Origin of the sequence: Rubritalea profundi (assembly GCF_002954445.1) — a bacterium.
Taxonomy (GTDB): domain Bacteria; phylum Verrucomicrobiota; class Verrucomicrobiia; order Verrucomicrobiales; family Akkermansiaceae; genus Rubritalea; species Rubritalea profundi.
In genome coordinates this window covers 1,076,308-1,097,150 of record NZ_MQWA01000001.1, presented here as the reverse complement: position 1 = coordinate 1,097,150, position 20,843 = coordinate 1,076,308, and the positions used below count along the sequence as shown (strand labels likewise).

General features: G+C 49.8%; 18 protein-coding genes. 5 read left to right on the top strand and 13 right to left on the bottom strand.

Annotation, left to right across the window (positions count from 1 at the left end; translation table 11 throughout):
- The first annotated feature begins 18 nt into the window (after positions 1–18).
- From BSZ32_RS04730 to BSZ32_RS04720, 3 genes are all read left to right on the top strand, one after another.
- Positions 19–1,038 carry a hypothetical protein gene (locus BSZ32_RS04730; RefSeq protein ID WP_105042367.1) on the top strand — a complete coding sequence of 340 codons (1,020 nt, stop codon included), beginning with the start codon at positions 19–21 and terminating at the stop codon, positions 1,036–1,038.
- An 81-nt stretch (positions 1,039–1,119) separates the two neighbouring features.
- On the top strand, positions 1,120–1,830 hold the full coding sequence (locus BSZ32_RS04725; RefSeq protein WP_105042366.1) for a hypothetical protein: 711 nt from the start codon (positions 1,120–1,122) through the stop codon (positions 1,828–1,830).
- Between the two features lie 84 nt (positions 1,831–1,914).
- Entirely contained in the window at positions 1,915–3,327 is a 1,413-nt protein-coding gene (locus tag BSZ32_RS04720) for a hypothetical protein (RefSeq protein WP_105042365.1), read from the top strand.
- 8 nt (positions 3,328–3,335) lie between these two features.
- On the opposite strand, the gene BSZ32_RS04715 is transcribed toward BSZ32_RS04720, so the two are convergent.
- The 12 genes from BSZ32_RS04715 to ccoN form a co-directional block, all read right to left on the bottom strand.
- Positions 3,336–3,812, bottom strand: coding sequence for a GreA/GreB family elongation factor (locus BSZ32_RS04715; RefSeq protein WP_105042364.1), 477 nt, complete (start codon positions 3,810–3,812; stop codon positions 3,336–3,338).
- A 44-nt stretch (positions 3,813–3,856) separates the two neighbouring features.
- Positions 3,857–5,182, bottom strand: coding sequence for a DEAD/DEAH box helicase (locus tag BSZ32_RS04710; protein WP_105042363.1), 1,326 nt, complete (start codon positions 5,180–5,182; stop codon positions 3,857–3,859).
- Positions 5,183–5,235: 53 nt separating this feature from the next.
- Entirely contained in the window at positions 5,236–6,027 is a 792-nt protein-coding gene (gene murI / locus BSZ32_RS04705; RefSeq protein ID WP_105042362.1) for a glutamate racemase, read from the bottom strand.
- Positions 6,028–6,242: 215 nt separating this feature from the next.
- A complete protein-coding gene (locus BSZ32_RS04700; protein ID WP_105042361.1) occupies positions 6,243–7,166 on the bottom strand; it encodes a transporter in 924 nt (307 codons plus the stop codon).
- Between the two features lie 362 nt (positions 7,167–7,528).
- The gene (locus BSZ32_RS04695) at positions 7,529–7,867 is read right to left on the bottom strand and encodes a hypothetical protein (protein WP_105042360.1); all 339 of its coding nucleotides are present in this window, start codon (positions 7,865–7,867) and stop codon (positions 7,529–7,531) included.
- A gap of 10 nt (positions 7,868–7,877) precedes the next feature.
- Positions 7,878–8,870 carry a helix-turn-helix domain-containing protein gene (locus tag BSZ32_RS04690; protein ID WP_105042359.1) on the bottom strand — a complete coding sequence of 331 codons (993 nt, stop codon included), beginning with the start codon at positions 8,868–8,870 and terminating at the stop codon, positions 7,878–7,880.
- The gene (locus BSZ32_RS04685) at positions 8,867–11,194 is read right to left on the bottom strand and encodes a heavy metal translocating P-type ATPase (RefSeq protein ID WP_105042358.1); all 2,328 of its coding nucleotides are present in this window, start codon (positions 11,192–11,194) and stop codon (positions 8,867–8,869) included. Before BSZ32_RS04685 ends, BSZ32_RS04690 begins: the two co-directional genes overlap by 4 nt.
- 13 nt (positions 11,195–11,207) lie before the next feature.
- Positions 11,208–11,942: a sulfite exporter TauE/SafE family protein gene (locus tag BSZ32_RS04680; RefSeq protein WP_105042357.1), complete on the bottom strand. Its 735-nt coding sequence runs from the start codon at positions 11,940–11,942 to the stop codon at positions 11,208–11,210.
- 118 nt (positions 11,943–12,060) lie between these two features.
- Positions 12,061–13,482, bottom strand: coding sequence for a cytochrome c oxidase accessory protein CcoG (gene ccoG, locus BSZ32_RS04675; protein ID WP_105042356.1), 1,422 nt, complete (start codon positions 13,480–13,482; stop codon positions 12,061–12,063).
- Positions 13,483–13,568: 86 nt separating this feature from the next.
- Positions 13,569–14,204: a cbb3-type cytochrome c oxidase N-terminal domain-containing protein gene (locus BSZ32_RS04670; protein ID WP_105042355.1), complete on the bottom strand. Its 636-nt coding sequence runs from the start codon at positions 14,202–14,204 to the stop codon at positions 13,569–13,571.
- Positions 14,205–14,222: 18 nt separating this feature from the next.
- Positions 14,223–14,384, bottom strand: coding sequence for a hypothetical protein (locus BSZ32_RS18685; protein WP_165788647.1), 162 nt, complete (start codon positions 14,382–14,384; stop codon positions 14,223–14,225).
- An 11-nt stretch (positions 14,385–14,395) separates the two neighbouring features.
- A complete protein-coding gene (ccoN, locus tag BSZ32_RS04665) occupies positions 14,396–16,879 on the bottom strand; it encodes a cytochrome-c oxidase, cbb3-type subunit I (RefSeq protein WP_105042354.1) in 2,484 nt (827 codons plus the stop codon).
- A gap of 567 nt (positions 16,880–17,446) precedes the next feature.
- On the opposite strand from ccoN, the gene rsmD reads away from it, so the two are divergent.
- Positions 17,447–17,998: a 16S rRNA (guanine(966)-N(2))-methyltransferase RsmD gene (gene rsmD, locus BSZ32_RS04660; protein WP_165788646.1), complete on the top strand. Its 552-nt coding sequence runs from the start codon at positions 17,447–17,449 to the stop codon at positions 17,996–17,998.
- The gene (locus BSZ32_RS04655) at positions 17,999–19,294 is read left to right on the top strand and encodes a 3-deoxy-D-manno-octulosonic acid transferase (protein WP_105042352.1); all 1,296 of its coding nucleotides are present in this window, start codon (positions 17,999–18,001) and stop codon (positions 19,292–19,294) included. It begins immediately after the preceding gene.
- Between the two features lie 650 nt (positions 19,295–19,944).
- Here BSZ32_RS04655 and BSZ32_RS04650 read toward each other — a convergent pair.
- Complete coding sequence (locus BSZ32_RS04650) at positions 19,945–20,823, bottom strand: integron integrase (RefSeq protein WP_105042351.1); 879 nt, start codon at positions 20,821–20,823, stop codon at positions 19,945–19,947.
- Positions 20,824–20,843: the final 20 nt, after the last annotated feature.

Here is a 20,843-nt window from a genome sequence, read left to right as displayed (position 1 = left end):
GTATTACTTCTAGTCTAGATGTCAGAGCAGGAAGATTCGGTGAAAAAAGTGGTGCATAGGATCGAGCCTAAGCAGCAACCTATCGTCTTGTCGAATACCTCGAGTTCACAAAAGCACGAAGAGTTGAGCAATTTACCAAAGACGGTAAATGCTCAGTATTTTCAGCAGCAAGTTTCCAATGAAGACCACGTCGAAAATGAGTGGGGGAAAGAGGCTTCTGAAGTCCAAAGCGGGCGGCGTAATCTCCTTGCTGGTGTGCTCGTCCTAGCAGCGTTCTTCTTAGGATGTGTCGTTTGGGCTCTACTGCTAGTTAATAGTGCCGAAGAGGTGGTAGAGGCTAAACCAGCGCCGGTAAGTACCGCTTTAAGTTATAACGAAAAATTAGAACTTAGAAATGCAACTATTGTTGCGTATCTAAGAGCTGGAACATTACAGGAAAAAGCTCTCTACGTGCGTAATTGCGAGCGGGTCCTCCCGCTGATGGATGCATACTATAAGAAGTTTCCTCTAGAGCCAGAAAAGGCGAGGAACTCGATAGTTGAGTCTCCTGTAATGGGTAAAGAGGGAGTGCTTTGGCGGGTGGTCGCGAGACAGAAGAGCTCTCAAGGGTCTCAATATTTGCTAGTTGAAACCCAAGAGGACGGAACATCCCGGGTAGACTGGGAGACCGATGTTATTTACCAACCGTCAGATTGGAACGCATTTAAAGCGGCAAAAAGTACCGAGGCGCACGAGTTTAGAGCAAAGGTGCAGATTGCTCAGTTAGATGGTTTTCATGGGTTTGAATTTTCTGAGTATAACAGGTTTCGTTGCTTTAGGGTCACGCTTCCAGGTAGTGACGATTATCTTTGGGCCTACACTGAGATTGGCTCAGCGGAAGATATGAAAATGGTGAGTATGATCACTGCAGGGGGGAGAAGGAATATCAATACCAAACGCGCTTTCCCAGTGATGTTAGAACTGCGGTATCCCGAAAATGGTCAATCTGCACGATGTGTGCATTTGAGTCGTTTGGTCCAAGCTGGATGGCTACATTGAGATAGGCCTGCTATTGACTCTTGTTTTTACATATGTCTGGGATAGATTCCGAGGATTCGAAGCCGACGTGCTTTATTTTTTATGAAAATGACTAAGACTTGGACATCTGGCATCATTGCCTTTATTGCTCTTCAGTGGGTAACCTCAGCAGCAGAGGTGCCAGAAGCATTGGCTGCGTGTTTTGATAAGGATAAGCCTGTGAAGGCTCAAATAATTGCGATTGTTCCACCCAAGGAATTTGAAGGGTGTGTTCAGAAGCTCAGTGAAGCAGCTCAGAAGGACCCAGAATGGTTCGCTGAGCATTCAAAGAAGTCACCAGGAAGCCCGCTTCCTTTGTTTGATGAAAAGCTTGGAATGAGCCAGGAAGAGTATGACAATTATGAGAAACTCTGGGCAAGTCGTGCGGCTAAAAAGCTAGCAGACACATCACTCATGCTTACGGAAGTGGGTGATGGTCAGTGGAAACTCAATGCTTCAGGTCCAGCGGCTACGCTCTCATTGTTACGTTACGATCCTAAGAAGAATACCTTTATATCACCGAATGGAGAGTTAGAAGCCATCGCTGATATTGCAACACCTGAACGTAGTTTGTTAGGAGCTTGGAAGGGTAAAGAATGGCGTTTTGAGGCAGACAATTCATTGACGAAGTCTAAAGAAAATGTCGCACTGGGGACAACGAGTGATGGTAAATATTCCTTCCTCATCTACCGTCTTCAAGAACTGACATCTAGCGGTAAGCCACTTTTTGATAAAAGCTTGGTAATCCGCTTCGCCGCAAAGAAAGTGAAGTAACTCAGCATTTCTGATAGCGTGAATATCATCAGAGTAATTTGGAATAGGCGACGTCTTTTACGGCGCCTATTTTATTGGGTTCTGATGCCTGTTTTCTTTCTATTTACTTTGGGTAATATAGCTCTGAATAGCCCTTGGGCCAAGGGCTACCTTACTGATGTTTTAGAGAAAAAAACGGGAGAAGTCTGGAAGGTCGGAACTCTCACCTTGGCTGCGAATGGGGTGCTGCATATCTACGCCATAGAGAGCCAGTTAGGTGATGGTGGGGTACTGGTGAAACATGTTTCAGTGAAACCTAACTACCTATTGGCCTTGAATAGGCAGTTACGGTTTTCTGAAGTTTGCATTGAGCAGCCTGAGGTCACACTCACAGATGCATGGATATTAGAAAAATTAGAGGCTCAGGTCCATGACCCCATTGATGGGCCGATAGTTGCGACACTCGAAACAAAAAAAACTCCTGATCGGGAAGTAGTAGTAGGCGGGACTGGCTCCGTCGCTGATAATAGTGGCGCTGGATCGGAGCCGACTGTGGCTGTAAAGAAGATAGAGGTGAAGTCTAACAAGTCTTCGCCTCCAGTAGGGAATCACGATCCGACAGATTTTTATGAATCATGGCTAAGGGTGCGTGGGGCGAAGTTTAACATAGTGAGCAAGTATGGAGATATACTTGTCATAGACGGTGTTGAGGCAGATCTTCCCGTCGGAGGGAAGAATCTAACAGGTGGGCTAGCTTGGAATGGTTTGTCGATGTTTGATCGAGAACTGGTAAGCGGCGGGTCGATCAAAATTGAAAAAAAGGGCCCGATTTTGAGTGTGAAAGAAACGGAAGTAGATTTCTTTGGTATCAAGCTTCAGCCTGACATTTATCTAGGTCAAGCTCCACAAGGCCCCGTGTTCCACATTGATATGCAGATTCCTGAGCAGCGTGTAGAGGAGCTGTTCACTCATCTAGATCTCACCGTTGGTCTTTCTGTCGATAACATTGCAGGGCGGATGCTGCTGACAGGCTTGGTTAATCATCCGTTTACGTGGCGAGGAATAGCAGATGTGAGAGCCCTAAACATTGAGGCGAAGGAAGGGCATCGGGGGACGACTGCTCACTTTGATAGTTTTTTGTTTCGATCTTTGTTAGATCGAGGAGTTGTTCAATCACCTAACATCCAGTTGAGAGGGGAAGAGGTCACATTGATGAGCAATGGCGTGTTACGCATGAATGGTGATGGGTATGGTGTGGTTCGCTTGATTATGCTTCCTGAAAAGAGTAGTTGGATTAACAAGCTAGCTAGTGGCAGTGGATTTTTCGATGGCTTACGCGGGACGGCGATGCAACCATTTGAGACCAAAGACCTCTATTATATGGATCTCAAAGTCGACGGAAGCATTCTCTCACCTATGATGATGCTAGATAAAAAAACTGATTGGCAACCCCTGTGGCCAGCCATCATTAGGCTCCAGTCTTTTATCAAAGATGAACGACTTGAAGAAAAGCTCTAGAGAGCGTCTTACCAGAGGTCAGAGATGAAGGACTTCCCATGTTTGGGGAGCTCAATGGTGTCGCCAACGTGTTTGCCTAATAGGGCAGCGCCGATTGGGGAGTCTGGAGTGACTACGATGAAGTCTAGCCCCTGTGATGCGAGGCTCATGCCGCCACCAGCAGGAAGCATCATATAGCTAAGGTCGTCTTCGTCTGTGCTCACAACGATCATCGCACCCAGGCAGACGGGGGCGTTGTCAGCAAGGTCGTGTCCAGAGATTTGCTGGAGCTTGCTGATGTGTTCCTCTAGGTCGATGACTTTTTCCGCTTGAGCTCCAGCTAAATAAGCCGACTCAATTCCTTGAGTGTCGTATTTACCTTCCTGCTTACTTTGTGAGTCGGTGGAGCTAGTATGCGTTTCCAAGGCCGCTTTACGCAGGACAGCAAGATCGAGGCTGAGAGCGTCGATGACTTGTTTGATTAGATCTGATTTACTGTCGCCCATAGGAATTAAGAATAAGTGCTGTTAGCCCAGTAGAAATTCACAAACTATTTACGTTTGCGTGTGGGCTTTTTGCCCACGGGCTTAGCACTGGGCTTACGACTAGGTTTACTGGTGTCTGGCTTTCTACGGCTATTGGGCTTATTCTTATTAGAGAATTTGGAAGGAGTATCGAAGTGGCTCTTTTTCTCTTCTTTCTTTGGTCCCTTGCGGCGGCCTTTATCTTCTGGCAAAGGAGCTTTAGCGTACTGGAATCCCTCAGCTCTTTTGCGTGGGAGCGTCACACGAATCAGCTTTTCAAGCTTCTTCAGAGCCATGGAGTTGTCAGGCGTGGTGAATGTGATGGCTTCACCTTCAGCCTCGGCACGGCCAGTACGACCGATGCGGTGGATGTAGTCTTCGCTGTGTTCCGGGAAATCGAAGTTGATGACGTGTGTCACTCCACTGATATCAATACCGCGGGCCGCGACGTCTGTGGCTACCAGTACGCGGATCTTACCTTCTTTGAAATCGCGTAAAGCTTTGCGGCGTTGCCCTTGTTTCTTATCACCGTGAATGGCCTCAGCGCTGACTTTAACATGCTTGAGCGCCTGAATGAGGGTCTCAGCACCGTCGCGTGTGCGTACGAAGACGATGACTGCATAGAAGTTGTGTGAGCTATCGAGTAGGTGATTGAGCAGGTCTGTTTTCTGATGCTCGAAAACCTCATAGATCGACTGAGTGACAGTCTCGGCTGGGTTTGCGCGGCGATCGACTTCTACGATGGTAGGGGAATTGAGAAATTCCTTAGTCATCGATTCGATCTGGGCATTCATCGTAGCCGAGAAGAGGAGAGTCTGGCGCGATTTCGGTAGCTTTTTGCAGATGGTGCGGATGTCGGAGATGAATCCCATATCGAGCATCCGGTCAGCCTCATCTAGCACCAGAGCTTTGAGCCCTTGGAACTTGCCGTGGCCTCGCTCGATGAGATCGAGCAATCGACCAGGAGTGGCAATAATGATGTCGGCGCCAGTGTCGAGCTTTTCGATCTGTCCTTTGTCGGTGATGCCGCCATGAATAGCCGCGGTGCGAAGGTTGGTGTACTTAGCGTAGGTGCGGACGTTGTCGTGGATCTGTGACACGAGCTCGCGAGTGGGTGCTATGATGAGTACGCGAGTACAGCGAGTCTCATTGGCTTCAGTGGATTCAGCGAGTTTAGACAGTAGAGGTAGAGTAAAGGCGGCAGTCTTGCCGGTGCCCGTTTGGGCGATACCAATGACGTCAGCTCCTTTGAGAACTCTAGGGATAGCACGTTCCTGGATAGGGGTTGCCTTAGTGTAGCCGGTATCAGTGACGGCTTTTTGGATGCGCTCGTGGAGTTCTTGAAAGGACATGATTGAAAGGTGTGAGTTGGGCGGTGGAAGTGATGAGACAGTGTCTGAGCACTTCACGCAATGGTGATCTGGTGAAGGGAGGCTGGGAGGGATGGGCAGAGAATCGGAAAAAGACGCTCTAGGCAAGCAAGGTTTCCAGTTGTGTGCACAGAAATTGGCGCAAGACCTTCGTTATCTTTGACCAAAGTGGCTGTGCGGCGGGCTACGGCTTCGGCAGTGTCGATGAGCTGGATGTCTGGTCCCACCACGGATTGGATCGATTCTCTAAGGAAAGGATAGTGGGTGCAACCGAGAACCAGCGTGTCAGCACCAGCCTCAACCATAGGCAGGGCGTATACGCGGATAGCCGCCTCTACTTTAGCTCCACGAAGAATACCGTCTTCTACTAACGTCACAAAATCTGGGCAGGGTTGGGTGATAACCTTGAGCCCTTTCGGGTGAATGTGGGTCTTTAGAAGCGTGTGGAATTTTTCGCCAGCAATCGACGCTTCGGTGGCGAGCACGCCGATGGTACCAGATTGGGTGCGTTTGCTGGCTGGTTTGACTGCGGGTTCCATGCCGACAAAGGGGATGGGGTAGCGAGCTCGCAGGGCCTCCACAGCGTGGATGGTGGCAGAGTTACAAGCGACAACGATTGTACGCGCTCCCATCTCAATCAGTCGCTCAGTGACAGCGCTGGCGCGGGCTTGAATGAGCTCGGCAGCTTTGTTGCCGTAAGGGCACCAAGCAGAATCGCCAATGTAGTGGATGGGTGAGCCCGGCAGTTTTTTACGGATTTCCAACAACACGGAAAGTCCACCGACACCTGAGTCGAGTATTCCTATCGTATTGTCCGTGCCTTCCACAACGCGATAGTCTAACGATCTAGCGGGATTGTCGAGGGGGAAGAGTTGAGCTCAAAGTAGTTGTCATAGAGTTCTTATTTTCAGCATATCAATCGGCACATTATTTAGGTAACACGTTTGATGATGTGAGCTAAAAATATAAAAAGCCGCTGCAGCGGTTTGGCTGCAACGACTTTCTTACACACTACTCAGTTGGAATATTGGGAAGCTATCGTTTAGAACGTCCAGACTAGGTCCACGGTGACACGTGACTTCATGAGGTTGTCTTCTTCGGCTGTGAGCGGGATCTCGTAGGCGGCACCTATGTTGAGCCTGTTCGTGAGCTTGTAGCGCGCGCCAATAGCGGCGGTGACAATGTCTTTGTTAGCTGAGGCATTGACTGATCCTAGGTTGATGAGGTCACCACCTTCAAAGTCTGCGAGGCTAGATGCTACGTGGCCAGTTCCTTCTCCTTCACTGATGACGCGGAACCAGTTGAGTTCGGCGAGCGGGACAAAGCGTTCGGTTACGTGATAACTGACGTGGGCACTAGCGAAGCCTGTGACGGATTGCTCTTTGGTGTCGAATGGTAGTTGAACACCAGCGGCACCTGAGAACTGCCAGCCATCGTAGAGCTTTAGAGCTGATCCGATGAGGTTTACTGCACCATCGCCGTAACCTTGGAACACATCGCGGTTACCTGTAGGTAGCTCAACAACGGCTGAACCACTGAGGACGAACTGGCTCGGCTCGTCGTAAATGAATGCGTATTTGACACCGGCTGCGATGTTGGCAAAGCCGTTCTCATCGGTGAGAGTGTTGTCAGGATTAAAGTCGATGTAGCCGTCTTTTGTGGCAATCAAAGAGAAGCGCTCGTTGAAGGCGTATTCTAATTGGACGGCCACGAGGTTGAGGTCGCCACCAAGTGGTGCCTTTGCTGCTCCATTTCCAACACTGATTTTGTCAGAAAGTTGTTGGTGCATCAACATCGCGTGGATGTTTGTCTTGGGGAGAGGGTTGCCGTGAAGCGTCGGGTTAGAGATCGGTGTGATAGCATTGGCGAAAGCGTCTGGAGTTGCCACTGGTGCTAATGGAACGCCAGCCTGTGCTGCGATAGAAAGGCCTGCGAGAAGGCCAGTAGATAAAAGATAGTTTTTCATAATTACTTACTCATTTTCTCAGCGAACGAAGTGCTCCCTGATATGAGTAAGCTAGCTATTTCCCTCGCACGAAGCTGCGCAAGAATTGCCGCAAATAAGCGCATATTTTGGCTAACAAGTGTCCAAAGTCTTAGACACGGTCATTGGATCAATGGTTTGAACTCTGCCCTACACCATGGGCTTAGTGTGAAATACTCCTTTGGAGAAGTTCGCTAGAAACGTAGAGCGACGCCTTTGGCTCGCTTCACACTGACCGGCTTCTTCTCCTTCGTTCGATCACACGAAAAATAATCAGCTTAATTTGTGCTCAAAAAAATACTAGCGATGAACACGCCAATTTAAGTAGAAAGCCCCCGATGGAACTAGTTGTTTACTGGCGCAGAGGGCTTCACCTTGCTGGCGGCGAGGACGTACTCTGTAACGAGACGTTCTTCTTCTTTTGATAGGCCAGCGTTCCAGGCCATACCGGGGACGATGTGGCGCCATTCCTTGCTGGGGATTTCGTTCGGAATACGCTTTTCGTGACACTGGGTGCACTGACGCATGAAGATCGAGTGCCCTTTACCTAAGTCTTCGATAGGTTTTCCAGATGCTTGAGCCATTGCCTGGGTAGGGGCGAATGGGTCATTTGATTGCTGTACTGTGCAGGCTGTGATAGCTGACAGTGCGATAGCTGAGGCAATAAGGGCGAAGGTTTTCATGGTTGGATAGTTAGCTGGATAGTTCCGCTGTTGATTTATATTCTGTTGGAGACTGACCGGTGTAGCGGTGGAAGCTCCGGTTGAATTGTGAGAGCGACTGGAAGCCAGTTTCGTAGGCTATCTCGATTATGCGTACATTTTTGCTGGTGAGAAGCTCTTTCGCGAGTTCAATACGGTGACGATTGATGTATTCTACTACCGTAAGTCCAGTTCCTTTTTTAAATTGCTTACAGAGGTAGCTGTTAGTGACCTTGGCATTCTCGGCGAGGTCGTCGAGACTAATTTTCTCTGTGAGCTTTACGTGGATGTAGTGCTTGGTGATATCTACGATGCCTCCGGATCCCGGAGCCGGCTTTATCAGTAGGTTGTTAGCCAGGTCTGAGAGCTGTAGCGCGAAGGCTCCTAACAAGGTGAGTTGTGATTTATATTCGTCCTTGGTATAGACTCTTGCAGCATCAAAAAGCATGATCACGTCACGACTGACGTGTGGTGGCATGGCTTCGGATATTTTCAGGAAAAAGTCTGGGTCGATTTCCTTTTCATTAGTCCGGACCTGACCTGATCGAATATAGGCGACGATGCCAACCTTGGTATTGATTGGGATAAGAGTAGTCGTGACATTTGCTTCACAAGAGGCAGTGAAAGCCTGTTGGTCGATTCTTTTGGAAAGGTCTAGAGTGTGCTCAGTGCAACGGCTTTCACACACCTTAGTATCAAGCATAAGGGAACAAAAATCATTCATGCATCGAGCCGATTCCTCCTCAGGAGTGCTCATAATATCAGGATGAATGAGAGCGAGAGTTTGGCCGGTGACCTTCTCGAAGGCTGTACGGTAGATGCTGAAAAGGTCTGTATTTAGCAGTTCTTTATAAATGCTATCAGCCTCTTTGGGTATACTATTGTGCTTTGTTTCAGTCATCCAGTAGGGGAGATTTCTCGCTCCACGCGGGGAAACTAGCATAAGTGGCTGACCATCGCAACTGTGTAGGGTGAGTGAACTCATGGGGCTTTGACGTTGAAAGGTTTACTGACGAGTCCAATGCTGATAAGGGAACTTAATGGCATGATAATGGCTGCATAGAGCGGTGACATTAGCCCAGCGATGCAGACGCCTAGGACGATAGCATTGTAGAGCAGGGTATAGAGTATGAGGTTGAACTTGCGGCGGCGCCGTTGTTTGGCGATGTGGATGAGCCTCGGCAAAAAGCCCATGGTTTCATCGGTAAAGAGGAAGTCCACATCCGCAGTGAGCATGTTGATGTTGGCGAACGGGGCTCCACTGAGAGAGGCTGATTGCAACGCGGGGAGGTCGTTGACTCCGTCACCCAAATACAAGACTCGCATTGATTGTTCGATCTCTTCGATCTTCGCTTGTTTCTGCTCAGGCAATAAGTTGCCAAAATGTTCGGAGATATGGAGCTTCTTCGCCACCTTTGAAACGCGTTCAGTGTCGTCTCCTGAGAGAATCATGCAGGGGCTCTTTAGGACTGAGTTGAGAGTTTCAATGGAATCGGCAGCTTCTTCACGTGGAGATTCAGTGAATAAAAAGTGAGCGATCGTTTTTTTATTTTTAGCAAAGGAGCAGCTGAGCGACTCACCGGTTTGTTGCTCCGCCTCACTGCGGCCGAGATTATAGGAATTGCCATCCGGTAGAGTGATGGAGTTGCCCACGCCAGGGGTCTCGGTTGGGGATTGTTCAATGGAGCTGCTAGTGGTTCCAGATTTGATTAATTCTGAAAAAATCGAGCGACTCAAGGGGTGGAGTGAGCTGCGAGTCAAGGTGAAGAGAATCTCTTTGTCCGTGTCGCTCAATTGGCTGAGTTGTTCTTTGTCTATCAGTTCTGGCTTATCGAGGGTGAGCGTTCCTGTTTTATCGAACACTACTTTACCGATCCGCGTGAGGTGTTCCCAAAACCGTGAGGTGAGTGGGAAGATCCCGTAGCTGTGCGAAAACTTAGAGCTTCGACTATCTAACAATGGTAGCGCAAGTCCGATCCCGCATGGGCACGAGACAACATAGATTGAAATGAGGACTTGGAGTGACTTGACCCAGTCGTGGGTAGTGAACCACCAGCCGAGGCTAGCGAGGAATCCGAGTACGATGATGACGGCCAAGTAGATTTGAATCGCCTTTTGTTGGGCTTGGCGGTTGCTATTGCTCGATTGTTTGATGTGCGTGTTGAGCAGGCGAGTGATCGCATCGTCTTCGCAGGTCGCAGTGTTAGTCTGAACTTTAATGCTGTGGGCACTTTGATTCACCGCTCCAGCGGGGATCGCTGCGGTGTGCTGAAAGAGCTGCGAGCTTGGTTCACCCGTGATCCACGCGAGCGAAAGGTCCGCACTTTCGCTCAATAGGCGTGCGTCTACTGGCACTACGGTGCCAGGAGGAATCATCAAGGAGGTGTCCGCAGGAATAGCTGCTGTGTCGAGTTCTTCACCATCAGAAGTTTTGTAAAATTCAGGTAGGGTAGAATCAGTTTGGAAGCGGCTGTTAGCTTTGTTGAGCGAGGATATTTGTAGCTGCTTTCCCGATAACATCAAGAAGGTGAAAATGGCGACAAAGTCAAAATAGAAGAGGTCTTCGTGACCCGTTGACCATCCAATGAGTGAACCAAAGTAGGACAGAATAAGTCCCAAAGAAATGGGAAGGTCCATGTGAATTCCACCGAGACGTAGCGCGCTCCATGCGCGCTTGAAAAAGTAAGATCCCCCGATGAGTAGAGTGAGTGTCGATGAGGCTATGACCACTGTGGTGAGTAGGCTAGATAACTCGTCTGAAGTCTCCATTCCATTGTAACGAGGCAGGGTGAATGCCATCGTATTCATCGCCAATGCGCCACAAATCCCGAGTCTAACAACGAGCGAGTCGGTGGTGCCAGCTTGCTTGCCTAGTTTCTTTGGAAGGAGTTCATAGCCAAGTTTGTGCAGCGTGTCCGCAAGCCCCGTAAGATTACATGTATCTACCTGGTAGCTAAACTCAAACGATCCATGCGCGTTGTCCGCACAGGTTTCGATCACACCAGCTTGTTTTTTTGCAACGGTCTCAACGAGCCATACGCAGGCCATGCATGACATACCACTAAGTCCCAAAGTGAGGCTTGCGACGGCCTTGTCGTTTTGTTGTTCAGCTGATTCTAACAGCCAACTCCAATCCTTCTGTTGAAAAGGGCGTTCGCGCAAGGGCGTCAGTGGATCACCGGCCTTGAGCTCGTAGAATAAGCCAAGTCCATCTTCGTGGATTAGCTGATAGACACTCTCGCAACCACGACAGCAAAAATCCTCAGACGCGCTCCGCACAGGAGTAGAACAATGTTTACACAGACTCATGGCATTTAAAGGCTCAGTGGCAGCAGCTCGGGAGGTCTTTGGTTGTTTCTTCTGCTGTCTTTGCTTCTATATTTTCCGCAGCTTGCGCTTTTGAAGTGAATGGTAACGTGCCTTGGAGGCGGATAGCGAGGATGACGGTCACGGCGATGAGGAAGGTGCTGCGGAGGCGGTTTTTCCAGGGGCCGGGAATCCACTTTGTGAGAAGGTGGGTGGATGATTGGGCCGCCCAGAGTAGCGGGACGGTGCCGAGGCTGAAGCAAAGCGCTATTTTGGCGCCGGTGAGAGCCGATCCAGAGAGCAATGAGACTCCAAAAATAAGATAGAGTGGTGTGCAGGGGAGGCAGGGGGAAATGATTCCTAATAAACCACCCGCGATTCCCGGTGGTTTGTTCTGTGCCCAGAATTTTGCTTTGTAATAGGGGCGTGTGAGGAAGTTGAGTCGTGGGACTTTAACTAGGTTAGGTAAAGCAGTGAGGACTAGGAAGGGGATCATCAACCATGGTAGAATGACAGCGGGTGAGTCGAAGAAGAAGCTCAGTGGTTGCTTGCCTATCAGCCCAGCTAACATACCAATGATCGTGTAGCTAGTGACTCGGCCAAGGTGGTAGGCTGTAGTTTCTAACAGAGCATGATCACGGTTCTTACTTCGGCTCGTCACCGAGCACGCAAGAGGCCCACACATACCAACACAGTGGATGCTAGTGGCGAGGCCTGCGCTGATCGCGGCGATGGAGCTCATTTCAGTCATAGCGAATAATCCGATCCTTATTTGTTAGCGATGGTGATGATGGTGTACCAAGCGCCAAGTAGGATCACGTGCATCAAGGCGACCCAGAACCAGAGACTGGAGAAGAGTGAGAAAATTTTCATTTGTTCTGTTGGCTTTCTTTGTAGAGGCGGACTCCTGGTCCCAGGAATCTAGCTGGCAATGACTGCGTGGTGCCGTCATCCGCCGTGATGATGAAGTGGATATCTAAAGTCCCTTTATAGCTATCAATCGGAGCAAGAATGGAGAGGGTGAAGGAGTCTTCAGCGAGAGGCGTCAGAGTGAGTGTGCGGTCTTCTGCCTGCAACTGATGTGCTTCCTTATCTTCGAGTTTGATGGTGAAGCTAGCATCGCGATTACGTTTATTCGTTAGGTTGATGACGAAGGTGTTCCGCACTCCTTCTGCAGAGGCGACGAAGGGTGAGCCAAGCATGCGAGTGACTCCTCCGTAAAATGGTTTTGCCTTGTTTAGGAAAGTGACTGTCAGCGCGCCGAGTCCAAATATTGTAAGCAGCAAGTAGAGGAAGATACGTGGGCGCAGTATGTTGCGCTTGCCAGTTTTGACTCCCGCAGTGGAATCATAGCGGATGAGACCCGTTGGGCGATCCACCTTCTTCATGATGTCATTACAAGCATCGACACAGGCCGAACAAGCGGTACATTCCAGTTGGATTCCGTTGCGGATGTCGATGCCTGTTGGGCAGACACTCACGCAGCGGCGGCAGTCGATGCAGTCGCCAGTTTCTTCGATGGAGAATTTGCGTTTTTTGCCACGCGGTTCACCTCGGTTGTAATCGTAGGTTACGGTGATCGTCTGGTCATCGGTAAGTGCCGATTGAAGGCGACCGTAGGGGCAGAGGATAATACAAAATTGCTCGCGAAACCAACCAAAGCAAAAGGTGAAAATGCCAGTGAATGCGAGAATGAAAAGGAACTGTGAGAAGTTTTCCGTGGGGTTATCAGTGACATTCTTCCAGACTTCAGGAATGGAAATAAAGTAAGAGAGGAAGATATGCGCGAGGATAAAAGAGGCTAGGACGTAGAGCCCCCACTTGATGCTGCGCTTGATCGCCTTTGAGCTGCTCATCGCAGCGGCATCGAGCCTCTTGCGTTTGGTGGCGTCACCATCTACGAAGCGCTCGATTCGGCGGTAAAGGTGTTCAAGAAAGACAGTATAGGGGCAGAACCATCCGCACCACACGCGTCCGACAAGAGCCGCCAGCACAAAGAGCCCGAAGGCTAGGCCTGAAATGAGAAAGAAAAACACCCAGAGATCCTGAGTCAATAAGGTGAATCCAAAGAAGTGGAACCGTAGTTCATCGAGGTTGATAAAGACAGCCGGATAGCCGTTGATCTGAATCCATGGTAGGGCAACGTAGACGACGATGAGAAACCAAGCAGTGAGTCGCCGGCGCGTGGTAAACGAGCCTTTTACGTCGGCTGGGTGGATGTTGTACTTCGATCCGTCATCATTGATTGTGGTGACGGTGTCTAAGTTCGGAATCTTGCGTTCTATTGCCACGTGGGTGAATCTGGAGTGTTACTTTCAGAAAGAAGAAATGAGGTGCTGAGTCCTAGTGTTGAGCTCAGCACCTCAGAGTAGGGGGGCTAATTTTTTAAATCAGCAAAGTCAGCAGGATTGATACTGATGATGAAGGCGGTGACTTCGGCCACCTGCTTGGGAGTGAGGGCAGTTTCCCCCCAGGCTACCATTTTCATGCCGTTGAGACCCTTACTTCCTTCAGGAGAACCATTGTTGATGACGTTAAAGACATCCATAGGCTTGCCGCCGTATTCCCAAATGCCGTCGTCGAGTGCGCGACCTGTGGTGCCTCCGTTAGCTTTGTAGTCAGCTCCATGACAGGCTGCACACATAGCAGTATAAGTCTTGTGGCCGGCTGCGACGATTTCAGCGTCGGTGCTCCAAACATTAACCAGTGAATTGTCATTGAGCTTTGGCAAGGTCTCAGCCAGAGCCTTTTTACGCATCTCCTGCACAGCTTCTACTTTAGCATCCATTTCATCCGAGAAGGATGGCATCAGGTCGAAGGTGTAGTAAACTGTGTAGTAAATGATAAAGGCTGCGATGGAGGCCCAGAGTGCGACGAGCCACCAGTTTGGGAGCTTTTGGTCGTACTCTTGGATGCCATCGTATTCGTGCTTTCGCAGGATGACTTCTCCTTTTTCGGTGGCGTAGTCGGCGCGTCTGATATCGGCGTCAGCTTGTTGTGAATCTTTGTCCATTAGTTCTGTGAGTGAGGATTAGTCATCGAGTTCGATCGCTCTCATCGCGATCTGCTGAGCTTTCTCTTTTTTCATGCAAAAGGCGTACACCATGTTGAAGGTGAAGAGACCGATCGTGATGAGCGAGAATACAATCTGAGCGAGTTGCTCAGGGTTTTCTAAAATATAGCGTTTGATCATGGTTTTATGTGTTAGTGCTTAGCTTTATCTTGATCCGGGTTTTCCCAAGGTGCTGGAGCGGCAGCTTTCGGCTTGCCATCTTCGTCGACCGGCACTTCGTAGACGCCGATCTTCTGCATGTAAGCGATCAGAGCGATGATCTCCTTTTGCGCGAGTTCAGCCTCGATCTTCTGACGGCTCATATCGGGCGTTACCCATGAAATGAATGGGTTCTGCGCCACGATTGATTTAGAAATTTCAAGAGCTTGCCCTTGGGCGTGTCCTTCGATCTCGTGAGGAGTCATCACAGGGAATGGAACTCCAATGAGCGACTGCACTCGGATCTTCTCAGGCAGGCCAGAGAAATTCGTCTTTGACGATGCCAGAGATGAATACGACGGCATGTTAGAGCGCGCATCGATGTCACGTGGGTTCATGAAGTGGCGGAAGTGCCAGAAGTTATCACGGAGGCCTTGGCGCATGACTTCGCTGCCTTGAGATATGTCTCCACCTTCGCGGGCTAGATCTGGACCGGTTCGCTTGGAACCCCACTGGAATGGGTAGTTGTAGATAGACTCACCGAGACGTGAATAGTCACCATAGCGGACGTAGTCAGTCTCCAGCATACGAATCATCTGCGAGTGACAGTTGTGACAACCTTCTGCGACATAGATGTCACGGCCTTCTAACTCAAGTGGAGTGTAAACCACCTGGAGTCGGTCATCTATCACTTCAGCTTTAGCTGTGAGCGCGTTTGGAATGATCTGCACGGCTCCACCAATCGCAGCCGCGAAGAAGGTGACGATAGTGAATGGAAGGTAGTTGGCAGTGATTGTCTCATGCCAATCGTTCCACTTTTTGACGTTCTTCTTGAAGCGCACGAAGGCGAGAACGGAGAAGAATATAATCCCTGCAAGGCTAAAGATGTTTGATGGGTTGGTGACCCAGAACACAAGAGCTATGAGGAGTCCGAGCACTGCAGCGAATGGATCCTGTTTGACGATCGTGCCGAGAGTGACGCGGTCGATTTCATCGCGTTCACGGACTGTCACTTCAACAGTGGCGTCTACAGCGGTTCCTTTTCTACAAGTCATGAAGATGTTGTAGGCGAGGAGGAGGAAGCCAACCAGGTAGAGAGCTCCACCGATTGAGCGCATGAAGAGCATGCTCTGGATGTTATCGAGAGTTTCAACGAACTGCTTTACAACGTATCCGTTAGCAGTCTCGTTCAGAGCGAGTGATTGGCCGATGCCTGCAATCCAAAGAGCGGAGATGTAGAGTAGAATACCTACGAAACCGATCCAGAAGTGTGCATTGGCGAGCGTTTTAGAGTAGAGCTCAGTCTTCCAAAGTCGTGGCGCGAGCCAGTAAAACATACCAGCAGCCATGAAGCCGTTCCAACCGAGTGTGGCTGAGTGCACGTGGCCGACAGTCCAGTCGGTGTAGTGGGAGAGTGCGTTGACTGCTTTTATAGAGAGCAGTGGCCCTTCGAATGTCGCCATACCGTAAAAGGTGAGCGCCGCTGCGAAGAACTTGATCACCGGATCAGTCTGAAGCTTGTTCCATGCACCGCGGAGAGTGAGCAATCCGTTGAGCATTCCACCCCAAGATGGAGCCCAAAGAATGACTGAGAAGAGCATTCCGAGAATCTGCAACCACTCTGGAAGAGCAGTGTTGAGAAGGTGGTGAGGGCCGGCCCAAATGTAAATGAAGACGAGCGCCCAGAAGTGAATGATAGAAAGCCGGTACGAGTAAACTGGACGATTCGCTGCTTTTGGCAGGAAGTAGTACATGATTCCAAGAATCGGCGTCGTGAGGAAGAAGGCCACCGCATTGTGTCCATACCACCATTGAACCAGAGCGTCCTGCACTCCGCCAAAGATCGGATAGGAGTGCGTGAGAGAGGTTGGTATCTGCAGGTTATTCACCACATACAGCATGGTGATCGTGATGATCGTGGCGATATAGAACCAGAGTGAAACGTAGAGCGATTTCTCGTTACGTTTGATCAAGGTCCAGAAGAAGTTGTAACCGAATATGAGCCAGGTGATCGCTACTAACAAATCGATTGGCCAGATGAGCTCAGCGTATTCTTTTCCTTGAGTTAGTCCGAGAGGGAGAGTCACGGCAGCAGCTACGATGATGAGCTGCCAAAGCCAGAAATGCGTCCAAGTGAGCTTATCCGAAGCAACACGACAACGACAGAGACGCTGTGTAGAGTAGTAAATGCCGGCAAACATCATGTTGCCAACAAAGGCGAAGATCGCAGCGTTGGTGTGCACAGGTCGAAGTCGACCGAAGGTGATGTAGGGGATGCCTTCAGTTTCTAGAGTTCCTCCTGAGAGGAACTCGACGATGGGTCGGAGGACTGTGGACTCGCGAATAACCTCCATGGAGATATTCATTTGGAGGGCTGCTAGAACCCCTGCGAGCATTGCCACGAGCGCCCAAATAATGGAGGCCCAGAGGAAATAGCGAACGCACTTGTCGTTATAGGTAATTGTGGCGCGATTCATATGGAATCAGATTTTGTATTGTCTTTGGTGGTAGGCTCAAGCTCGTCATGCTCTAATAAAGGAAGCAGCGCTGATCGATCAGTGCTGCTACCCTTTCTTCGCCATGCTTCAGCTGTAAAACACACCACAAATATTCCCGCTAATAAGAGGGAGATAAATATGGTGAGATGGAGGACTGGCATGGTCAGGAATGCTTAAGTTGAGAGAGCGGGAATGTGACAAAATTGGGGGAGATGCACTCAGCCGATTTTGTTCAAAATTGTGCAATATATGCGAATTTGATTGTTAGGGTCAAGCTTAAGAGTTTTCTCATTTTGTTAGGAGGTTATGTAACTTGTTTGTTTAGTGTAGGTTAGTCTGTTGTTTATGTCTGGAGGTTGCATTTTTTTGACTGCCGACGTGGAGGTTTTCTGTGCTGACTAGAGAAAATAGTACAAAAAATGCATAGTTTTCCGTGAGCTAGGTATTGGATGGATGCAAATAGAGACTCAGCAACTCCTCACAAGAGTATCGTGCCGATGTTGTTTTTGCTTTTTCATTGGCTCTAGCCTCTGCTACCAGTCGGTCATGCGAATCATTGCGGGAAGTGCGAAGCGAAGAGAAATCAAGGTGCCAAAGGCGGTGGTGCGTCCGACGACCGACCGCACCCGCGAGGCTATGTTTTCGATCATTCAATCGTATGTCGATGGTGCGAAGGTGCTCGATCTATTTGCTGGTGCCGGCTCTTTGGGCTTGGAAGCACTGAGCCGTGGAGCGTCCAATTGTGAATTCGTGGACATGAACCGCGCTTGCACCAGCGTGATAGATAAAAACCTAACCACGCTAAATCTCAAGGGTGGTTCGGTGATCAATGCGGATGTCCTGAGTTTTCTAAAACGTGCGAGAGGGAACTACGATTTGATCTTTGCTGACCCACCTTATTATAAAATCCCCGGCGACCGCGACTTTGCTAGCGAGCTGTTAGCTGAGGAAAATGGCCTACATATCTTGGTTGATGACGGATTGTTAGTCATAGAAATTGATGCTCGGCATAAACCGAATGTCCCAGCCACATGGGAAGTGGCGGACCAACGTAGCTATGGTGGTTGTGCGATCTTGTTTCTCAGAAAGGCTAAATAGATGGCGAGAGGACAAGGAAATGGGATTTTTTGGATCCGCTTGGTATACAATCTATTGTTGCCGCTGGTCTTGCTGATAGGCGTGGGGCCGTGGGTGATCAAGATGCTCAAGCGTGGAGGCTTTGGCTCAGGCTTGCTGGAGCGAGTCGGCTTATATAGGGATGAATTAGATTTTGAACCGAGCGGGGTGGTGTACATCCATGCGGTGAGTGTCGGTGAGGTGTTGATTGCTCTCAAGTTGATCGCAGCGTGGCTGGAGAATTTCCCTCAGGATAAAATCGTCCTAGCGCCGACAACGGCAACTGGACATGCGGTGGCGGTAAAGCAAGCTCCCATCTCGGTGCGCGTGGTGTATAGCCCAATAGATTTACCCATCGTGGTGGGGCGGATGCTCAAGCGCTTCGAGCCAAAGCAGATCGTCTTGATTGAATCTGAGGTTTGGCCGAACTTACTGGCAATGGCTGACAAACGAGGCATTCCGATCACTGTTGGGAATGCACGCTTGTCTGCCCGTTCTGAGCGACGCTATCTCAAACTGAAATCGCTGGTGCAGCCGGTCTTCGGCTTGTTCTCCAAAGTCGGCGTGCCTGAGTTGGCCGATAAACAACGCTGGCAGAATATTGGCGTGCCAGCCAACTCGTTAGAAGTGACCGGCAGTATTAAATTTGACCAAGCCGGGGCCTCAGCGCCGCAGCAAAGAGATGGATTTAAGGCGATGTTAGATTCTTTCGGTGAAGACCGAAAAATTGTCATGGCTCTGAGCACGCACGCTGGAGAGGAAGCGCTGATAGCTGAGACGATGATCGACGTGGATGCTCTCTGTGTGATAGTTCCTAGGCACGCTGAGAGAAGGGACGAAATCCGAGACGACCTTCAAAAACTTGGTTATGAGGTCGTCCTTCGCAGCCAATTCAAACAGGCTAGTGAACCTACTAGGGCATGCTTCGTCATCGATAACACCGGGGAAATGCGCGACTGGACCGCCCACGCTGACGTCGCGATTGTTGGAAAAAGTTTTCTTGGAAAAGGTGGGCAGAACCCTACCGAGGCGATCGCTGCCGGGCTTCCAGTCATCACCGGACCTAACATGAGTAACTTTGAACCACTGGTCACCACGCTCTGTGAGGTTAAAGGAATAAAGAAACTCACAGATGCTTCAGAGCTCAAGGCTGCTATCGTCGACTCCTTAGACAAGAACTTCGAGAACCCAGATCAATTAGATGCCGCTAAGCAAGTGTTAGATCTCCACCAAGGCGCAACCCAGAGGACCGTAGAGTTCTTGCGAGTCATTTCCTAACCGCGAAACACGAGCGACCCACGTAGAAGAGCGCTTCCAGCCTCTTTCTTCCAGGCCAGCCAGGCGAATCCTTTCCACCGCGAAACACGCGAACAATACGAAAGAAAAACCTCCTAATTCGTAACTCCTAATTCCTAATTGGAGCAAAGCGACTTCTACCACCAATCACACTAATCGCACGAATGATAAGGCTGAAGTGTGACGGTCTCTGCACGTAGCGCGACCGTCTCGGTCGCTCAAAATAATCCATCGAAGCTGCTGAATCACAGTGCTTATAGTCTCATTTAGTCTGTCTCATAGGTCAGCATCAGTCACGTAGAAGAGCGCTTCCAGCCTCTTTCTCCCAGGCCTATCAGATGAAGCGATCTCTACCGCGAAAAAGACGAAAGGCGCTAAAGGTCCAGCACAATGAAACTGCTCTACCACGAATTTCACTAATCGCACGAATAGTAAGGCTGAAGTGTGACGGTCTCTGCACGTAGCGCGACCGTCTCGGTCGCTCAAAATAATCCAGCGAAGCTGCTGATTCACAGTGCTTATAGTCTCATTTAGTCTGTCTCATAGGTCAGCATCAGTCACGTAGAAGAGCGCTTCCAGCCTCTTTCTCCCAGGCCTGTCAGACTCACGCATTCTTAATGCGCGTCAGTCTATTACAGCCCATCCAGCGGACTCACCACCCCCAGCCCATTTGAGCCTATCGCGACATGCAGATAAATCTCAGTCGTCGTGATGTCCTCATGTCCTAGGATTACTTGGATCGTTCGTAAATCAGCTCCGTTTTCCAATAAATGCGTAGCAAACGAATGCCGTAAAGCATGGCTCGTCACTCGCTTTTCAATGCTCGCCGCCACAGCTGCACGCTTGATCGCCTTATTATAAACTTGACCATGCAGATGATGCCTTCTGCGTATGTCACTCTCAGAATCCACCGACGTCTGACGCGCCGGAAACAACCAAAACCACTCGAACGTTTCTGCGGCTTTACGGAATTTCCGCGCCAGTGCGCCCGGCATATAAACACCAGCCAGCTGCGCCTCTCGGTCACTCGTCCAGACTTCACGCGCGCGTTCTATCTGCTCCGCGATCTCTTTACACAAGCTTTTGGGAAGTACCGTGCATCTATCCTTATCGCCCTTGCCCACCCTCACCGTTAGCATGCCGCGATCCACATCGATATCCTTGATCCGTAACCTCACCAGCTCAGAGAGCCTCAAACCAGCTCCATACTGCAGCCGTGCAGCCAAGCCATACCTTCCGTCTGTCTTTTTCGGAACTATCGTTGGCTCATCGAGCTTCTCAAAAAGCCTCCGCGTCTCGCTATTCGATAGCACCACTGGAATCCGGGTCCCGGTCTGCTTCAGCTTCACCCCAAAAATCGGATTTTCCACACCGCAAACGTGCTTGAAAAAGAACGCTACTGCGTTGAGCGCCTGCTTCTGAGTGGAATAGGCGCAGTCTTCATCATGCACCACAGAAGTGAGAAACTCTGTTGCTTTTTCGATGCTTAATGCCGCACGCTCATCACCCACAAAAACTGCATATTAACCTA